The organism is Streptomyces sp. NPDC006207 (assembly GCF_040613835.1).
Classification (GTDB): domain Bacteria; phylum Actinomycetota; class Actinomycetes; order Streptomycetales; family Streptomycetaceae; genus Actinacidiphila.
In genome coordinates, this window is the sequence record NZ_JBEXSX010000004.1 from 66,110 (window position 1) to 84,235 (window position 18,126).

16 protein-coding genes are annotated in these 18,126 nt (G+C 71.6%); 1 reads left to right on the top strand and 15 read right to left on the bottom strand.

Annotation, left to right across the window (positions count from 1 at the left end; all coding sequences use genetic code 11):
- Positions 1–86: 86 nt before the first annotated feature.
- The 15 genes from ABZ312_RS04210 to pgsA all read right to left on the bottom strand — a co-directional run bounded on the left by ABZ312_RS04210 (position 87) and on the right by pgsA (position 15,510).
- Positions 87–2,639, bottom strand: a complete 2,553-nt coding sequence (locus tag ABZ312_RS04210) for a RelA/SpoT family protein (protein WP_500324435.1) — start codon at positions 2,637–2,639, stop codon at positions 87–89.
- 244 nt (positions 2,640–2,883) lie between these two features.
- Positions 2,884–3,444 carry an adenine phosphoribosyltransferase gene (locus tag ABZ312_RS04215; protein WP_499510796.1) on the bottom strand — a complete coding sequence of 187 codons (561 nt, stop codon included), beginning with the start codon at positions 3,442–3,444 and terminating at the stop codon, positions 2,884–2,886.
- Between the two features lie 55 nt (positions 3,445–3,499).
- Positions 3,500–4,639 (bottom strand): protein translocase subunit SecF, encoded by a 1,140-nt coding sequence (gene secF, locus ABZ312_RS04220; protein WP_500324436.1) that lies wholly within the window; start codon positions 4,637–4,639, stop codon positions 3,500–3,502.
- Entirely contained in the window at positions 4,639–6,399 is a 1,761-nt protein-coding gene (gene secD, locus ABZ312_RS04225; protein WP_500436436.1) for a protein translocase subunit SecD, read from the bottom strand. The genes secF and secD overlap by 1 nt, the downstream gene beginning before the upstream one ends.
- A gap of 105 nt (positions 6,400–6,504) precedes the next feature.
- The gene (gene yajC, locus ABZ312_RS04230) at positions 6,505–6,930 is read right to left on the bottom strand and encodes a preprotein translocase subunit YajC (RefSeq protein WP_500324439.1); all 426 of its coding nucleotides are present in this window, start codon (positions 6,928–6,930) and stop codon (positions 6,505–6,507) included.
- 161 nt (positions 6,931–7,091) lie between these two features.
- Positions 7,092–8,156: a Holliday junction branch migration DNA helicase RuvB gene (gene ruvB, locus ABZ312_RS04235; RefSeq protein WP_500324441.1), complete on the bottom strand. Its 1,065-nt coding sequence runs from the start codon at positions 8,154–8,156 to the stop codon at positions 7,092–7,094.
- 31 nt (positions 8,157–8,187) lie between these two features.
- Positions 8,188–8,802, bottom strand: coding sequence for a Holliday junction branch migration protein RuvA (gene ruvA, locus ABZ312_RS04240; protein WP_500324442.1), 615 nt, complete (start codon positions 8,800–8,802; stop codon positions 8,188–8,190).
- The gene (ruvC, locus tag ABZ312_RS04245) at positions 8,799–9,329 is read right to left on the bottom strand and encodes a crossover junction endodeoxyribonuclease RuvC (RefSeq protein ID WP_500436437.1); all 531 of its coding nucleotides are present in this window, start codon (positions 9,327–9,329) and stop codon (positions 8,799–8,801) included. Before ruvC ends, ruvA begins: the two co-directional genes overlap by 4 nt.
- Positions 9,330–9,465: 136 nt before the next feature.
- A complete protein-coding gene (locus ABZ312_RS04250; protein WP_499510803.1) occupies positions 9,466–10,218 on the bottom strand; it encodes a YebC/PmpR family DNA-binding transcriptional regulator in 753 nt (250 codons plus the stop codon).
- Between the two features lie 61 nt (positions 10,219–10,279).
- Positions 10,280–10,879 carry a pyridoxal 5'-phosphate synthase glutaminase subunit PdxT gene (pdxT, locus tag ABZ312_RS04255; RefSeq protein WP_500324444.1) on the bottom strand — a complete coding sequence of 200 codons (600 nt, stop codon included), beginning with the start codon at positions 10,877–10,879 and terminating at the stop codon, positions 10,280–10,282.
- A gap of 85 nt (positions 10,880–10,964) precedes the next feature.
- The gene (gene pdxS / locus ABZ312_RS04260; RefSeq protein ID WP_500324446.1) at positions 10,965–11,879 is read right to left on the bottom strand and encodes a pyridoxal 5'-phosphate synthase lyase subunit PdxS; all 915 of its coding nucleotides are present in this window, start codon (positions 11,877–11,879) and stop codon (positions 10,965–10,967) included.
- Between the two features lie 148 nt (positions 11,880–12,027).
- Complete coding sequence (locus ABZ312_RS04265) at positions 12,028–12,585, bottom strand: LemA family protein (protein WP_500324448.1); 558 nt, start codon at positions 12,583–12,585, stop codon at positions 12,028–12,030.
- A gap of 101 nt (positions 12,586–12,686) precedes the next feature.
- Complete coding sequence (locus tag ABZ312_RS04270) at positions 12,687–13,874, bottom strand: glycosyltransferase family 4 protein (RefSeq protein ID WP_500324449.1); 1,188 nt, start codon at positions 13,872–13,874, stop codon at positions 12,687–12,689.
- Entirely contained in the window at positions 13,871–14,854 is a 984-nt protein-coding gene (locus tag ABZ312_RS04275; protein WP_500324451.1) for a phosphatidylinositol mannoside acyltransferase, read from the bottom strand. The genes ABZ312_RS04270 and ABZ312_RS04275 overlap by 4 nt, the downstream gene beginning before the upstream one ends.
- A complete protein-coding gene (pgsA, locus tag ABZ312_RS04280) occupies positions 14,851–15,510 on the bottom strand; it encodes a phosphatidylinositol phosphate synthase (RefSeq protein ID WP_499510809.1) in 660 nt (219 codons plus the stop codon). Before pgsA ends, ABZ312_RS04275 begins: the two co-directional genes overlap by 4 nt.
- A 247-nt stretch (positions 15,511–15,757) precedes the next feature.
- Between pgsA and ABZ312_RS04285 the strand changes: the two genes are divergently transcribed.
- Positions 15,758–17,962, top strand: a complete 2,205-nt coding sequence (locus ABZ312_RS04285) for an elongation factor G-like protein EF-G2 (protein WP_500324452.1) — start codon at positions 15,758–15,760, stop codon at positions 17,960–17,962.
- Positions 17,963–18,126 lie beyond the last annotated feature (164 nt).

Consider the following 18,126-nt stretch of genomic DNA (forward strand, 5'->3'; position numbering starts at 1 on the left):
GCCACCGGGGCATCGGCAGGACCACGAAGGACGAAGGGCCCGTACGCGAGGCGTGCGGGCCCTTCTGCGTGCTTCTCCGCGCCGTGTCAGCGCTGGCGCGCCGACGTCACCCGGTACACGTCGTAGACGCCCTCGACGCCGCGCACGGCCTTCAGGACGTGCCCGAGGTGCTTGGGGTCGCCCATCTCGAAGGTGAAGCGCGAGGTGGCCACCCGGTCGCGGGAGGTCTGGACGGCGGCGGACAGGATGTTGACGTGCTGGTCGGACAGGACACGCGTGACGTCCGACAGCAGACGGGACCGGTCCAGCGCCTCGACCTGGATGGCGACCAGGAAGACCGAGGACTGGGTCGGCGCCCACTCGACGTCGATGATCCGCTCGGGCTGCTGCGAGAGCGACTCGACGTTCACGCAGTCGGCCCGGTGCACGGAGACGCCGTTGCCGCGGGTGACGAAGCCGATGATCGGGTCGCCCGGCACCGGGGTGCAGCAGCGGGACAGCTTGACCCAGACGTCCTTCTCGCCCTTGACGATGACACCCGGGTCGGCGGCCGAGCGGCGCTTGGTGCGGCTGCGCGACGGGGTCGTGACCTCGGCGATGTCCTCGGTCGCGCCCTCCTCACCGCCCAGGGCCTCGACGAGTTTGTGCACGACGGACTGCGCGGTGATGTGCCCCTCGCCGATCGCCGCGTAGAGCGCGGAGATGTCGGGGTAGCGCATCTCGTGGGCGAGCGTGACGAGCGAGTCGCCGGTGAGCACCCGCTGGATCGGCAGGTTCTGCTTGCGCATCGCACGCGCGATGGCTTCCTTGCCCTGCTCGACGGCCTCCTCGCGGCGCTCCTTGGAGAACCAGGCGCGGATCTTGTTGCGGGCGCGCGGGGACTTGACGAAGCCGAGCCAGTCGCGGGACGGGCCGGCGCCCGCCGCCTTGGAGGTGAAGACCTCCACGGTGTCGCCGTTGTCGAGGGTCGACTCCAGCGGCACCAGGCGGCCGTTGACCCGCGCCCCTATCGTGCGGTGGCCGACCTCGGTGTGGACTGCGTACGCGAAGTCGACGGGGGTCGCGCCGGCGGGCAGCGCGATGACATCACCCTTGGGGGTGAAGACGAAGACCTCGTTGCGGGACAGGTCGAAGCGCAGCGACTCCAGGAACTCGCCCGGGTCCTCCGTCTCCTTCTGCCAGTCGAGCAACTGCCGCAGCCACGCCATGTCGTTGACGGCGTCGTCCTTCTTGGCGGACTTCGGGCTGTCGGTGCGCACCTTGGAGGCGCCGGCGACGGCCTCCTGCTTGTACTTCCAGTGCGCCGCGATGCCGTACTCGGCGCGGCGGTGCATGTCGAAGGTGCGGATCTGGATCTCGACCGGCTTGCCGCTGGGCCCGATGACCGTCGTGTGGAGCGACTGGTACATGTTGAACTTGGGCATCGCGATGTAGTCCTTGAACCGCCCCGGCACCGGGTTCCACCGCGCGTGGATGGTGCCCAGCGCCGCGTAGCAGTCGCGGACGGTGTCGACCAGGACGCGGATGCCCACCAGGTCGTAGATCTCGGCGAAGTCCCGGCCCCGCACGATCATCTTCTGGTAGACGCTGTAGTAGTGCTTGGGGCGACCGGTGACGGTCGCCTTGATGCGGGCGGCGCGCAGGTCCTGCTGCACCTGGTCGGTGACGACCGCCAGGTACTCGTCCCGCTTGGGGGCGCGCTCGGCGACCAGCCGGACGATCTCGTCGTACATCTTGGGGTAGAGGATCGCGAACGCGAGGTCCTCCAGCTCCCACTTGATGGTGTTCATGCCCAGCCGGTGCGCCAGCGGGGCGTAGATCTCCAGCGTCTCGCGGGCCTTCTTCTCCTGCTTCTCCCGCTTGAGGTAACGCATGGTGCGCATGTTGTGCAGGCGGTCCGCGAGCTTGATGACCAGCACGCGCGGGTCCTTCGCCATGGCGACGACCATCTTGCGCACCGTCTCGGCCTGCGCGGCCTCGCCGAACTTGACCTTGTCCAGCTTGGTGACGCCGTCCACCAGCAGCGCGACGGAGTCGCCGAAGTCGCGGCGCAGCGCGTCCAGGCCGTACTCGGTGTCCTCGACGGTGTCGTGCAGCAGCCCGGCCATCAGCGTCGCCGGGTCCATGCCCAGCTCGGCCAGGATCGTCGTGACCGCCAGCGGGTGCGTGATGTACGGGTCGCCGCTCTTGCGCTTCTGGCCGCGGTGCCAGCGCTCGGCGACCTGGTAGGCGCGCTCGATCTGGCGCAGCTGCGACGTGTCGCCCTTGGGGTCGTTGCTGCGGACTATGCGCAGCAGGGGCTCCAGGACCGGGTTGTACGGGCTGGAACGCTGGACGCCGAGCCGGGCGAGACGGGCACGGACACGGTTGGAGGAGGTGGCGGGCCGGTTCGGGGCCACGCTCCCGGGAGTGCGTGCGGGCCGGGCGGCGGGGGTCGCCGGGGCGGCGGGAGCGGGCCCTGCGGCCTTGCTCTCCGCGGGTGCGGCGGGCGCGACGGGAGGAGCCGCGGAGAGGGCAGCCGCCTGCTTCCCGTCTGCGGTCGTCGTCGGCTGAGCCTGCCTGGCCTCTTCTTGCAAGGGCACTCCTTCTGGTCCCCTCCCGGCCGGAGACGGGCGAGGAGGGAGGTTCCGAGACACCATGGTAGCGATCTGACCGGGTGGACCGCGTCCCGTCCGCCCCGTGGACCCCCCGCAACGCCCGGAGGCGGGCCCCGGACCGCTTCCGGGCCGGGAGCCCGCCTCCCGCCGTCGAGCCGCCGACGGGCTGGTCAGGCCCTCGGCGCCCGCGGTCGTCCCGGCATCCCCGCGTCCTCGCGTCCCCGCATCCGGACATGCGTGTGGCGCCGGAGCCGGGACTCTGGCGCCACACGTCGGAGAAGGGTGCTCAGACCGCGATCAGTGCCTCCAGGGGGGCACCGCCCAGGGACCGGGCGAGGCGGGCGCGCCCGCCGAGGAAGCCCAGTTCCAGGAGGACCGCGACACCGGCGACGTCGGCGCCGGTGCGGCGGATCAGCTCCAGGGACGCCTCCGCCGTGCCGCCGGTGGCGAGCACGTCGTCGATGACCAGGACCCGGTCACCGGCCGAGAAGGCGTCCTGGTGGACCTCGATCTCGGCGGTGCCGTACTCCAGCTCGTACGCCTGGCCCAGCGTCGCCCCGGGCAGCTTGCCCGCCTTGCGCACGGGCACGAACCCGAGCCCGGCGCGGGCGGCCGCCGGGGCGGCGAGGATGAACCCGCGCGCCTCGAGGCCGACGACCTTGTCGGCGCCGTGCCGGGCACAGAGCCCGGCCAGGGCGTCGATCAGCGCGTTGAACGCCGCGGGGTCGGCCAGCAGCGGGGTGATGTCCTTGAACGTCACGCCCGGCTTCGGGTGGTCGGGCACGTCCCGTATGCGGCTGAGCAGCAGGCTGCGCAGCCCTTCCGGGGTGGCGTCCGCGATGGTCATCGGTGGTGTTCCTCGGTCCTTCGTCGCTGCGACTCGTCGAACGTCCGCTGCGTCCTCAGCGGCGCTTGCCGGAGGGACGGTTGCGGCTGCGGTTGCGGGCCGGCTGGTTGCGCTGGCCGCCGACGACGGCGGCACCCGCGTGGGTGTCGTCCTCCGCCGGTCCGCCGTCCTCGTCCGCGGGGATCCCGTCCTGCGGCTCGTCCACGCCGTCCTCGCCGCGGCGGGCGTCGGCGGCGCGCTTGGCGAGCACGCGCTTGCGCAGCGCCTTCATCTCCGGGGCGCGCTCCTTGAGGTCCGCGACCAGCGGGGTCGCGATGAAGATCGAGGAGTACGCACCGGCGGTGAGGCCGACGAAGAGCGACAGGGCGATGTCGTTGAGCATGCCCGCGCCGAGCAGACCGCCGCCGACGAAGAGCAGGCCCGCCACCGGGAGCAGCGCCACGACCGTGGTGTTGATCGAACGCACCAGGGTCTGGTTGAGGCTGCGGTTGGCCAGCTCGCTGTACGTGTAGCGGTTCTGCTTGGTGATGTCCTTGGTGGACTCCTTCAGACCGTCGAAGACGACGACGGTGTCGTAGAGGGAGTAACCGAGGACGGTCAGCAGGCCGATCACGGTGCCCGGGGTGACCTCGAAGCCCACGATGGCGTAGACGCCGATGGTGATCGTGAGGTCGTGGATCAGGGCGATCAGCGCGGCCACGGCTTTGCGCCACTCGAAGGCGATCGCCAGGTAGATCGTCACCAGGACCATGAAGATCACCAGGCCCTGGAAGGCCTTCTTGGAGATCTCGTCGCCCCAGCTCGGACCGATGATCTGCGGGTCGATGTCCGCCGACTTGACGTTCAGGTCCTCGGCGATCTCGCCCTGGATCTTCTTCGCCTCGGTGAGCGAGATGTCGCTGATCTGGACGCGGACGGCGCCCGTGCCGAGCTTCTGCACGATGGCCTGGTGGCCACCGGTGTTGCCGGCGATCTTGTCCTGGACCTGGCTGACCGACATCTCGGTCTTCGGGGTCGTGAAGACCGCGCCACCGGAGAACTCGATGCCGAGCTTGAGGCCGTTGACGGCGAGACCGACGATCGCCGCGATGGTGATCAGGATCGAGACGCCGTACCAGAGCTTGCGCTTGCCGACGAAGTCGTAGGCGATCTCGCCTCGGTGCAGGCGGTGCCCGAGGTTGCCGAGCCGGGACATCAGGCCTCCTTGACGTCGGTACGGGCCGCGGGGCGGCGAGTGCGGCGCAGCGGGGGGTTGACGCCCAGGGCACGCGGGTCGAGCCCGGACCAGGGGTGTCCGCTGGCGTAGAACTTCTTGCGGGCCAGGATCGTCATCAGCGGCTTGGTGAAGAGGAACACCACGGCCACGTCGAGCAGCGTCGTCAGACCCAGGGTGAAGGCGAAGCCCTGCACCTTGCCGACCGAGACGACGAAGAGCACGGCGGCCGACAGGAACGACACGAAGTCCGAGACGAGGATCGTGCGGCGGGCGCGCGGCCAGCCACGGGCCACGGCCGGCTGCAGGGAGCGGCCCTCGCGCAGCTCGTCACGGATGCGTTCGAAGAAGACGATGAACGAGTCCGCGGTGATGCCGATGGCCACGATGGCGCCGCAGACCGCCGGCAGGTTCAGTGCGAAGCCGATGGCCGGGCCGAGCAGCGTCATGATCTCGTAGGTGAGGATCGCCGAGACGATGAGGCTCAGGATCGCCACGAAGCTCAGGCCGCGGTAGTAGGCGACCAGGTAGAGCACGACCAGGGCGAGGCCGACGCCGCCGGCGATGAGGCCGCCGTGCAGCTGCTCGCCGCCGACCGCCGCCGAGACCTTGGTGACGTCCGACTTGTCGAAGGTGAGCGGCAGGGAGCCGTAGGACAGGACGTTCGCCAGGTCCTGGGAGCTCTCCTGGGTGAAGCTGCCGTAGATCTCGGCGCTTCCGCTCAGGGTCTGGTTCACCGAGGGGGCGGAGACGACCTCGTTGTCCAGCACGATCGCGAACTGGTTGTTCGGCGGCTGCTGCTGGGACAGCTGAGAGGTGATCTTCGAGAAGGCCTTGGAGCCGGTGCCGTCGAAGTTCAGGGTGACGACCCAGCCGTTGCCGCCCTGGGTGTCGAACTGCGCGGCGGCCTTGCTGACGTTCTTGCCGTCGACCGCGGAGGGACCGAGGGCGTACTTGGCGCCGCCGTCCTGGCTGCACGCGACGATCTTGTCGGTCGGCTTGGCCTTGAGGTTCAGGTTGGCGCGCGTCTTCGCGTCGGAGCAGTCCAGCGCGGCGAGCTTCGCCTGCAGGTCCTCCGGGATGGAGGTGTCCAGCGTGCTCCCGGGGGCCGCGGCGCTCGCCGAAGGCGTCGGGGTCGGCGAGGGCGAGCCCGAAGCGGAGGCGGACGGCGTCGACGAGGCCTTCAGCGCGTCGGTGACGGCGCGGCCCTGCGTCGAGGCGCTCGCGGACGGGGAGCCGGAGACCTTGGCACCGGTGGAGGCGCTCGCGGACGGCGAGGCCGGGGACGAGGGCGAGCCCGAGGGGCTGGCGCCGGGCGACTCCGACGCCGCCGGGGCGTTGGCCACCTCGGCGAGCACCGGGCGGAAGTAGAGCTGGGCCGTGGTGCCGACCTGCTGCTCGGCCTGCGCGGCGTTGGTGCCCTTGGGGATGTTGACGATGATGTTCCGGTCGCCCTGGATCTGGCTTTCGGCTTCCGAGACACCAAGACCGTTGACACGCCGGTCGATGATCGCCTTGGCGGTGTCCATGTTGGTCTTGTTGATCGCGCCGGCCTGGTCGCTCTTGGCCGTCAGCGTGATGCTCGTACCGCCGGCGAGGTCGATGCCCAGCCGGGGGGTGGTGTGGCCGGAGAGGAACATCCCTCCGGTAAGCGCCACGATGGCCAGCAGGATCACTGCCAGCGCCCGCCCGGGGTATCCCTGGCTCCCCGAGGGCTTACGGCCCCTCTTCGGTGCTGCCACCTTCTCGATTCTCCCTGTCCAACCGCCCTGCGGACCTGCGCGCGCAGCAGGGCGGCACGATGAGTAGTACGGACTTGCCGAACCTGAAACGTACCGGCCGGGCCGTTACTTCTTGTCGGTGCCGTCCGTCTTGGAGGCGTCCTCGGTCACGCCCTCGTCGGCGGTCTTGCTCAGGTCGACGTGCTCGTCGGCCTTCTCGACGTCCTCGACGTCCTCGGCGTCGTGCGCCTCGAGCTCGGGCTCCGGGTCGATGCCGTGGACGACACGGTCGTACTCGGCCTGGTCGAGGACGGCGGCGATGGCGTTCTTCGCGAAGTGCGCGTGGACGCCGTCGGCCAGCTCCAGCAGGACCGTGTCCTCGTTGACCTCCTTGACGACGGCGTACATGCCGCCGATCGTCCGGACGCCCGAGCCGGGGGACATCTGGTCACGCATCTGCGTGGCCTGGCGCTGACGGTTCTTCGCGGAACGGGTCATCAGCAGCATGACACCGATGATCAGGACGAAAGGCAGGATTTGAACCAGATTCATGGTGTCTTGACGATCCTTCGCACGGCCGCTGGGGCCTGGTCTACGGGATTGTGGGTGTCGGTCCCGGAGGCACGACGTCGGCGGAGTCTAAGCGTTCGTTCGCCGGTGGAACAACGCCAAGCATTACACCGAGGTTCCTGCGGCGGCGAGTCTCCCCGCCGTCAAGGGCCGAACAGCCCGTCTTGCCCGGGTCCGCCGCCCTGTGGCGGCACGAGTCCAAGGTGTGCCCAGGCAGCGGGAGTGGCTACGCGGCCACGGGGTGTGCGCGCCAGGAGCCCCTCGCGCACCAGGAACGGCTCGGCCACCTCCTCCACCGTCTCCCGCTCCTCCCCCACGGCCACCGCCAGCGTCGACAGCCCCACCGGACCGCCGCCGAAGAGCCCCAGCAGGGCCTGCAGCACGGCGCGGTCCAGCCGGTCCAGGCCGCGGCCGTCGACCTCGTACACGTCCAGTGCCCGGGCGGCGACCTCGCGCGTGACCACGCCGTCGACCTTCACCTGCGCGAAGTCCCGTACGCGGCGCAGGAGTCGGTTGGCGATGCGCGGGGTGCCCCGGGAGCGGCCGGCGATCTCCGCAGCCCCCTCGGGCTCGATCTCGACGTCCAGCAGGCGCGCGGAGCGGTGGATGACCCGCTCCAGCTCGGCCGGGGCGTAGAACTCCATGTGGCCGGTGAAGCCGAAGCGGTCGCGCAGCGGCGGCGGCAGCAGACCGGCCCGGGTCGTGGCGCCGACCAGGGTGAACGGCGGCAGCTCGAGGGGGATGGCGGTGGCGCCGGGTCCCTTGCCGACGATGACGTCGACCCGGAAGTCCTCCATCGCCATGTAGAGCATCTCCTCGGCGGGCCGGGACATCCGGTGGATCTCGTCGAGGAAGAGCACCTCGCCCTCGGCGAGGGAGGAGAGGATCGCCGCGAGGTCCCCGGCGTGCTGGATGGCGGGGCCGGAGGTGATGCGGATCGGGGCGCCCATCTCGGCCGCGATGATCATCGACAGGGTCGTCTTGCCGAGCCCGGGGGCGCCGGAGAGCAGCACGTGGTCCGCGGTGCCGCCCCGCTGGCGCGCGGCCTTCAGCACCAGGTCGAGCTGCTCGCGGACCCGCTCCTGGCCGACGAACTCCTCCAGCGCCTTGGGCCGCAGCGCCGCCTCGACGGCCTGGTCCTCGCCGTCTGCGGCAGCGCCGACGAGACGGTCGGCGGTGGTCGGTACGGACTCGTCGTCCCAGTTCACTTCGGTGCGCCTTACGCTCGGCGGGCTACGGTCAGCGGGCTCGGTTCAGGGTCTGCAGGGCGGCCCGCAGGAGGGCGCCGACCTGCGGCTCGGCGCTCGCCTCCGCCTGCGGCGTCACCGCGGCCACGGCCTCCTCCGCCTCGCGCGGCTGGTAGCCCAGGCCGATCAGCGCGGCGTGCAGCTGCTCGCGCCAGGAGGCGGGCCCTGCGGCCACCGCGGGGCGTGCGACGCCCGCCGCGCCCACGGGGGCGCCGAGGCGGTCCCTCAGCTCCAGCAGCAGCCGCTGGGCGCCCTTCTTGCCGATGCCCGGGACGGCGGTCAGGGCCTTCTCATCGCCGGTGGCGACGGCCGTGCGCAGCGCGTCGGGGCTGTGCACCGCGAGCATGGCCTGGGCGAGCCGGGGACCGACGCCGCTGGCGGTCTGCAGCAGTTCGAAGACCTGGCGCTCGTCGTCGTCGGCGAAGCCGTAGAGGGTGAGGGAGTCCTCGCGGACGACGAGGGAGGTGGCGAGCCGGGCCTGCTCCCCCAGGCGCAGCGATGCCAGGGTGCCCGGGGAGCACTGGACGGCCATGCCGATGCCACCGACCTCGATCACCGCGATGTCCGGGGCGAGGGCGGCGACGGGCCCGCTGACGAAGGCGATCATGTGCTGGGCTCCTGGGTTCGTGCTCGGGCGACGGCCTGCTGGAGGCGGTTGGTCGCGGTGCCGCGCCAGATGTGACAGATGGCGAGCGCCAGCGCGTCGGCGGCGTCGGCGGGCTTCGGTGGGGCGTCGAGCCGCAGCAGCCGGGTGACCATGGCACCGACCTGTGCCTTGTCGGCCCGGCCGCTGCCGGTGACGGCGGCCTTGACCTCGCTGGGGGTGTGCAGGTGGACGGGCAGGCCGCGGCGGGAGGCGCAGAGCATGGCGACGGCGCTGGCCTGGGCCGTGCCCATCACGGTGCGCACGTTGTGCTGGCTGAACACCCGTTCCACGGCGACGGCTTGGGGCGCGTACTCGTCCAGCCAGGCCTCTATGCCGCGCTCGATCAGCACCAGGCGATGGCCGATGTCGGCCTCCACCGGGGTGCGGACGACCCCGACGCCGGCCATGCGCAGCGGCTTGCCGGGGGCACCGTCCACCACGCCCACGCCGCAGCGGGTCAGCCCCGGGTCCACACCCAGCACACGCACCGCGCCCCTCCCTCCCTCGGACAGCCGTTCAAGCGGCCCCTGGAGGCTATCGGGTGCCACCGACAACGACGGCGGCCCGGTGGGGGTGTGTCCTCCCCACGGGCCGCCGTCCTGCCGTACGTCCTGCCGGACCGGATCAGGCCTCGACCTTCTCCATGATCTCGTCGGAGACGTCGAAGTTGGCGAAGACGTTCTGCACGTCGTCGCTGTCCTCGAGCGCGTCGATGAGCTTGAAGATCTTGCGCGCGCCCTCCTCGTCCAGCTCCACCTGCATGGTGGGGACGAAGTTGGCCTCGGCGGAGTCGTAGTCGATGCCCGCATCCTGGAGCGCCGAGCGCACCGCGACGAGGTCGGTCGCCTCGCTGAGCACCTCGAAGGACTCACCGAGGTCGTTGACCTCCTCGGCGCCCGCGTCCAGGACCGCGCCGAGCACGTCGTCCTCGTTGAGCTCGCCCTTGGGGACGATCACGACGCCCTTGCGGTTGAACAGGTAGGACACCGAGCCGGGGTCGGCCATGGAGCCGCCGTTGCGGGTCATGGCGACGCGCACGTCGGAGGCGGCGCGGTTGCGGTTGTCGGTGAGGCACTCGATGAGCACCGCGACACCGTTGGGGCCGTAGCCCTCGTACATGATCGTCTCGTAGTCGGCACCGCCCGCCTCGAGCCCGGCACCGCGCTTGACCGCGCTGTCGATGTTCTTGTTGGGCACCGAGCTCTTCTTCGCCTTCTGGATGGCGTCGAAGAGGGTCGGGTTACCGGAGATGTCGGCGCCGCCCGCGCGGGCGGCGACCTCGATGTTCTTGATCAGCTTCGCGAAGAGCTTGCCGCGCTTGGCGTCGATCACGGCCTTCTTGTGCTTCGTCGTAGCCCATTTAGAGTGGCCGGACATCAGCCTGTCTCCTTCACGTCACCGATTGCTTCACGAACACTGCGATCCTACCGGGATCACCTCACCGGGCGGCGCGCACCATGTCGACGAAGTACCGGTGCACCCGGTGGTCCCCGGTCAGTTCGGGGTGGAACGAGGTGGCCAGGAGGTTGCCCTGGCGCACGGCGACGACCGTTCCGTCGTCGAGCCGGGCCAGCGTGGCGACCCCGCTGCCGGTGGACTCGACCCAGGGTGCGCGGATGAAGACGCCCTCGACCGGGCCGCCTTCCACGCCCTCGACCTCGACCGCGGTCTCGAAGGACTCGTTCTGCCGGCCGAAGGCGTTGCGGCGCACGATCATGTCGATCCCGCCGAAGGTCTCCTGGTCGTCCCTGCCGTCCAGGATCTTGTCGGCGAGCATGATCATCCCGGCGCAGGTGCCGTAGACCGGAAGCCCGTCCCGGATGCGGTCGCGCAGCGGCTCCATCATGCCGAAGAGCGTGGCGAGCTTGGACATCGTGGTCGACTCGCCGCCCGGGACCACCAGACCGTCCACCTCGGCCAGTTCCTCGGGCCGCCGCACGGGGCGGGCCAGGGCGTCGGCCTCGGCGAGCGCGACCAGGTGCTCGCGGACGTCGCCCTGCAGGGCGAGGACTCCGATGGTCGGGGTGCTGCTGGACACGGGCTGGGACCTTCCGGAACGTCGGGTGGGGCAACGGACGATGGGCAGGCCGTCGCCGGCCTGCCCATCGCGGGGGGTGGGGCGCCTACCAGCCGCGGTTGGCGTAGCGCTCGGCCTCGGGGAGGGTGTCGCAGTTGATGCCGACCATGGCCTCACCCAGGTTGCGGGAGGCGTCCGCGATGATCTTGGGGTCGTCGTAGAAGGTGGTGGCCTTCACGATGGCGGCGGCCCGCTTGGCGGGGTCGCCGGACTTGAAGATGCCGGAGCCGACGAAGACGCCCTCGGCGCCGAGCTGGCGCATCAGCGCCGCGTCGGCAGGGGTGGCGACACCGCCCGCGGAGAACAGCACGACCGGCAGCTTGCCGAGCTCGGCGACCTCCTTGACGAGCTCGTACGGGGCGCGCAGCTCCTTGGCCGCGGCGTACAGCTCGTGGTTGTCGTAGCCGCGCAGGCGGGCGATCTCGTTCTTGATCTGGCGCAGGTGACGGACGGCCTCGACCACGTTGCCGGTGCCGGCCTCGCCCTTGGAGCGGATCATGGCCGCGCCTTCGGCGATGCGGCGCAGGGCCTCGCCCAGGTTGGTGGCGCCGCAGACGAAGGGCGTGGTGAAGGCCCACTTGTCGGAGTGGTTGACCTCGTCGGCCGGGGTGAGCACCTCGGACTCGTCGATGTAGTCGACGCCGAGCGACTGCAGGACCTGGGCCTCGACGAAGTGGCCGATGCGGGACTTGGCCATCACCGGGATCGAGACGGCGTCGATGATGCCCTCGATCATGTCCGGGTCGGACATGCGGGCCACGCCGCCGTCCTTGCGGATGTCGGCGGGGACCCGCTCCAGCGCCATGACGGCGACGGCGCCCGCGTCCTCGGCGATCTTGGCCTGCTCGGGGGTGACGACGTCCATGATCACGCCACCCTTGAGCTGCTCGGCCATACCGCGCTTGACGCGGGCGGTGCCGGTCTCGGGGGACTCGGGGGTGCTGGGAAGCGTGGTGGACACGGGGACCTCACTCGGAGACTCAACTGCAGGGTCACGGCAGCCCACGGCGTCTGCGGGCCTCCTCACGGACGACCGGCGGAACACCGATGGCTGCTCTGTGTTTCATGGTGGACCGCACGAAGTGGACCGCAAAAGGGCCAATCGCTCCTCAGTGGCCTGCCACGCCCTCCGCGGTCAGGACGACCGGGGGCTCGTCGTCCATCTCGAACGTCACCGGCTGCGCCGCGTGCCCGGCGAGCCGGAACCAGCGCACCTTGCGGTGCTCGCGCAGCGCCCTGGCGGCGCGCACGGCGTCGTTGTGGAAGCGCCGCGCCATCGGCACCCGGCGTACCGCCTGGGTGAGCTCGCGCGCGGCCTCGTCGCCGCCGGGGGCGGCCCGGACGGCGTCGACCGCGTCGGACTCGGCGAAGACCGCGCGCAGCGCCTGGCTGAGTTCGCTCTCGGCCACCTCGCGCTGTTCGTCCAGGGCCTGCCGGGCGGAGTGCGCGGCCTCGTAGAGCACGATGCTCGCCGCCGGGTCCAGCACCCCCGCCGTGGCCAGCTCCTGGGCCACGGAGGCCCTGCGCAGCAGCTGCGCGTCCAGCGCGGCCCGGGCGGCGTCGATACGGGCGTGCAGGCGGTCCAGCCGGCCCGCGGTCCAGCTCAGGTAGAGGCCGACGGCGACCAGCGCCACGGCGACCCAGATGAAGGTGGTCACGGGCCGCAAGGCTACCGGTGCGCCCGGTGCGGCCCACCGGGCGGCGGACCGCCGGGGCGCCGGCGGCGGGCTTCGGTCGCGGGCTTCGGTCGCGGGTGGCGGTTCCGGGGTCAGTCGCGGGCGAAGCCCAAGCGGGCCCGCAGGCCCACCCGCTCGTCGGCGGCGACCGCCACGGCGCCGGCGGTGACGGTCTCGTACACCGCGAGGATGTCGGCGGCCACGACCGACCAGTCGAAGCGCCGGACGTGCCGGGAGCCCAGCTCGCGCAGCTGGGCACGCCGCTCGGCGTCGCCCAGGAGCCGTACGGCGGAGGCGGCCAGCGCGTCCGGGTCCTCGTTGGGGAAGAGCTCGCCGGCCGCGCCCCCGTCGAGCACCTGGCGGAAGGCGTCCAGGTCGCTGGCGAGCACCGGCGCCCCGGCCGACATGGCCTCGACCAGGATGATGCCGAAGCTCTCGCCGCCGGTGTTGGGCGCCACGTACAGGTCGACGCTGCGCAGCAGCCGCGCCTTGTCCTCGTCGCTGACCATGCCGAGGAACTCGACCCGGTCGCGCATCTCCTTGGGCAGGCCCTCCACGGCCTCGGCCTCGTCGCCGCGCCCGGCGACCAGCAGCCGGGTGCCCGGCTGCTGGGCGAGGATCTTCGGCAGGGCCTTCATCAGCACGGGCAGGCCCTTGCGGGGCTCGTCGATCCGCCCGATGAAGCCGATGGTCCTCCCCCTGTCTTCGCCGGGGGGACCTCCGCCCTGCCACTCCGTCTTCGGCTCGGCGTCGGCGAAGAAGCCCACGTCGACGCCGTTCGGGATGACCACGGCGTCCCCGCCCAGGTGCTCGACCAGGGTGCGCCGGGCGTACTCGCTGACCGCGATGCGGGCGCTGATCTTCTCCAGCGCCGCCTGCAGGATCGGGTAGGCGGCGATCATCGCCCGGGAGCGCGGGTTGGAGGTGTGGAAGGTGGCCACGATCGGCCCCTGCGCGGCCCAGCAGGTCAGCAGGCCGAGGGAGGGCGAGGAGGGCTCGTGGACGTGGATGACGTCGAAGGCGCCCTCGTGGAGCCAGCGACGCACCCGCGCGGCCGACAGGAAGCCGAAGTTCAGCCGCGCGACCGAGCCGTTGTACGGCACGGGCACGGCACGGCCGGAGGAGGTGACGTACGGCGGCAGCGGGGTGTCGTCGTCGGCCGGCGCCAGGACGGAGACCTCGTGGCCGAGCGCGATGAGGTGCTCGGCGAGGTCGCGGATGTGGAACTGGACGCCGCCTGGGACGTCCCACGAGTACGGGCTGACGATCCCGATCCTCAAGGCTTCTCCGTTCCGGAGCGGTCGGTGGGGTCGCCGGACACCGGGGAGGACGCCGCTTCGCGCCCTGCCGGTTGCCCGGCGGGCGCGTCCGCCCGCGGTTCCAGGTCTGCGAGCCACAGCCGCTGCAGCATGTGCCAGTCCTCGGGGTGCGCGGCGATGCCGGCGGCGAAGACGTCCGCCAGGCGCTGCGTCATGACGGCGGTCCGCTCCGCCCGCGTGCCGTCCTCCGGCACCTCGATCGGTGCGTGGACCTGGCCCTGGAGGTTGGGCGAGTCGTCGTACCACAAGGTGACCGGCAGCAGCAGCGCCCCGGTCTGCTGGGCGAGGAGCGCGGGGCCCGCGGGCATGCGCGTGGCCTCGCCGAAGAAGTCCACCTCGACGCCGGAGGAGGACAGGTCGCGGTCGGCGACCAGGCACACCAGGCCGCCGCCGCGCAGCCGCCGGGCCAGCGCGCCGAAGGCGGCGCCGCCGGTGTGCGGCAGCACCTCCATGCCCAGGCCCTCGCGGTAGGCGACGAAGCGGTCGTACAGGCTCTCGGGCTTGAGCCGCTCGGCGACGGTGGCGAAGGGCACCCCGAGCCGGGTGGTGACCCAGGCGCCCGCGAGGTCCCAGTTGGCCATGTGCGGCAGGGCGAGGACGACGCCGCGGCCGGAGGCCAGGCCGTCCTCGAGGTGGTGCAGGTCCTTGCAGTCGAACGCGGAGCGGATGCGTTCCTTACTCCAGGCCGGCAGCCGGAAGGACTCCATCCAGTAGCGCAGGTACGAGCGCATGCCGGCCTTCGACAGCTCCCGCAGCCGCGCCTCGTCGGCGTCGGGCACGACCCTGGCCAGGTTGGACTCCAGGCGCTGCACGCCCTTGCCGCGGCGGCTCCAGGCCAGGTCGGCGACGGACCGGCCGAGCCGCGCCGCAGCGGGTTCCGGCAGCCGTTTGACCGCACCCCAGCCCAGTCCGTACAGCGCGTCGGTCAGCCCGTCCTTCACGCCCGCCCGCTCCCTTCGTGCGCCGCCGCGTCGGCCTCGAAGGCCTCGCGGCGCACGGTGATCACCCGCTGCACCAGCGTCACCAGGCTGCCGACGGCCACGATCCACAGGGCGATCGGCAGCAGCCACTGGATGCCGGGGACGCCGAACTTGTGGAGCCCCGCGAAGCCGCAGGCCACCAGTGAGATCACCAGTCGCTCGGCCCGTTCGACCAAGCCGTTGACCGCGACCGGCAGTCCGATGCTCTCACCGCGCGCCTTGGTGTACGAGACCACCTGGCCGCTGGCGAGGCAGAAGATCGTCACCGCGCACAGCACGAGGTCGTCCCCGCCCCCGGCGTACCAGAGCGCCAGCCCGCCGAAGATGGCCGCGTCGGCCACCCGGTCCAGGGTGGAGTCCAGGAAGGCGCCCCAGCGGCTGGAGACGCCCGCCTGGCGGGCCATGTTGCCGTCCACCAGGTCCGAGAAGACGAACAGGGTGATGACGACCGTGCCCCAGAAGAACTCGCCCCTGGGGTAGAAGACCAGCGCTCCCGCGACCACGCCTCCCGTGCCGATCAGCGTGACCGTGTCCGGGCTGACGCCCCGGCGGAGCAGAAACGCGGCGAACGGTGTGAGGACACGCGTGAAGAAAGCACGCGCGTACTTGTTCAGCATGGCCTTCCCGGAGGTTCGTGGGGTGCACCGGCACGACCCCGTCGGCCGTCCGGCTGGCCCATCGTAGCCAGGCGCGTTCCGCGGCAGGTCCGTGGCTCCCGTCCTACCGCGGCACGTACGACGTATGGACGCACCGTGACGGGCGTGGGAAGGTCGAATTACCGCGGGCGTCACTGCAGACCGCCCTGGGCGGGTGGTCTCCCGTGGCGCCAGTCCCCATGCCGTGACGGACCGGGAGGCGAGGCACATGGGCGACAGGAGAGACGCAGGTCCGGGAGCCGCCGGAAGGGCATTGGCGGCCGGCCGGCCCCAGGATGTACGCAACGTGGTGCTGGTCGGCCACAGTGGCTCCGGGAAGACGACGCTGGTCGAGGCGCTCGCCCTGGCGACAGGGGCGGTGAACCGCGCCGGGCACGTGGCCGACGGCGGGACCGTCTCCGACCACGACGAGATCGAACACCGTCAGCAACGCTCGGTACAGCTCTCGCTGGTACCGGTGGAGTGGGACGGAATCAAGATCAATCTGCTGGACACCCCCGGGTACGCCGACTTCGTGGGGGAACTCAGGGCCGGTCTGCGGGCAGCGGACGCGGCCCTCTTCGTCGTCTCGGCGGCCGACGGCGTCGACGGCGCCACCCGGATGGTCTGGGAGGAGTGCGCGGCGGTCGGCATGCCGCGTGCGGTGGTCGTCACGCACCTGGAGGCGGCACGGGCCGACTTCGAGGAGATGACCGAGACGTGCCGTGAGGCCTTCGGGGGCGACTCCCCCGACTCGGTGCTGCCGCTGTACCTCCCGCTCCACGGGGAGGAGACCGCGGACGGCCACACACCCGTGACCGGGCTCATCGGCCTGCTGTCGCAGCGGGTCTACGACTACTCCTCCGGCAAGCGCGAGGAGCGCCCGCCGGACGAGGCGCAGCTGCCCGCGATGGACGACGCGCGCGCCCGGCTGATCGAGGGGATCATCGCCGAGAGCGAGGACGAGACCCTCATGGACCGCTACCTGGGCGGCGAGGAGCTCGACCTCAAGACGCTGGTCCAGGACCTGGAGCGTGCCGTGGCGCGCGGCTCCTTCCACCCCGTGCTGGCCGCCGCGCCGGCCGCGGAGGGCTGCAAGCAGGGCATCGGCACCGTGGAACTGCTGGAACTGGTCACCGGCGGCTTCCCGACGCCGCTGGAACGTGAGGTCCCCCAGGTCAGCACGCCCCAGGGGACGTCGCACGCGCAGCTCACCTGCGATCCGGACGGACCGCTGGCCGCCGAGGTCGTGAAGACCTCCTCCGACCCGTACGTGGGGCGGATCAGCCTCGTGCGGGTGTTCTCCGGCACCCTGCGCCCCGACGAGACCGTCCACGTCTCCGGCCACGGCCTGGAGGACCGCGGCCACGAGGACCACGACGTCGACGAGCGCGTCGGCGCCCTGTCCTCGCCCTTCGGCAAACAGCAGCGGACGGTGCCGCACTGCGTGGCCGGCGACCTGGCCTGCGTCGCCAAGCTGACCCGCGCGGAGACCGGCGACACGCTCTCCGCCAAGGACGACCCGCTGCTCATGGAGCCCTGGCTGATGCCGGACCCCCTGCTGCCGGTCGCGATCCAGGCGCACAGCAAGGCCGACGAGGACAAGCTCTCCGTCGGCCTGTCCCGGCTCGTCGCCGAGGACCCCACGATGCGGCTGGAGCAGAACCCCGACACCCGGCAGGTCGTGCTGTGGTGCCTGGGCGAGGCCCACATGGACGTGGCGCTGGAGCGGCTGCGCACGCGCTACGGCGTGCAGGTCGACGCCGTGCCGCACAAGGTGGCGCTCCGCGAGACCTTCGGCGAGAAGTCGACGGCGCGCGGACGGCACGTCAAGCAGTCCGGCGGGCACGGCCAGTACGCCATCTGCGACATCGAGGTCGAACCGCTGCCGGTCGGCTCCGGCATCCAGTTCGTCGACAAGGTCGTCGGAGGCGCGGTACCGCGGCAGTTCATCCCCTCGGTGGAGAAGGGCGTCCGCGCCCAGGCCGCCAAGGGCGTGGCCCTCGGCTTCCCGGTCGAGGACATCCGCATCACCCTGGTCGACGGCAAGGCGCACTCGGTGGACTCCTCCGACGCCGCCTTCCAGACCGCGGGCGCGCTCGCCCTGCGCGAGGCGGCCACGCAGTGCCGCATCCACCTGCTGGAACCGGTCAGCGAGATCCGCGTCATGGTGCCGGACGAGTACGTCGGGCCGGTGATGAGCGACCTGTCCGGGCGCCGCGGACGGGTGCTGGGCACCGAACCGGTCGGCCTGGGACGCACGTTGGTGCGGGCCGAGGTACCGGAGATCGAGATCGGGCGCTACGCGGTCGACCTGCGGTCGCTGTCGCACGGCACCGGACGGTACGGCCGCAGCTACGCCCGGCACGAGCCGATGCCGCCCCAGCTGGCGCAGAAGCTGAGGGAGCAGCACGCCCAGGAGTCCGGCAAGTAACCCCCGTACGGGGGACGTTGGCGGCCCGGCGGAACGATCTTCTTCCGCCGGGCCGATGACGCACGTCACACCCCCCGTATACGCTGGGTGGGCGGCCTCGCAGGTGTGCCGGGGCCGCGACCGGGGAAAGGGCCGTGCGGGTTCACGTCCGCACGGGCGGGGAC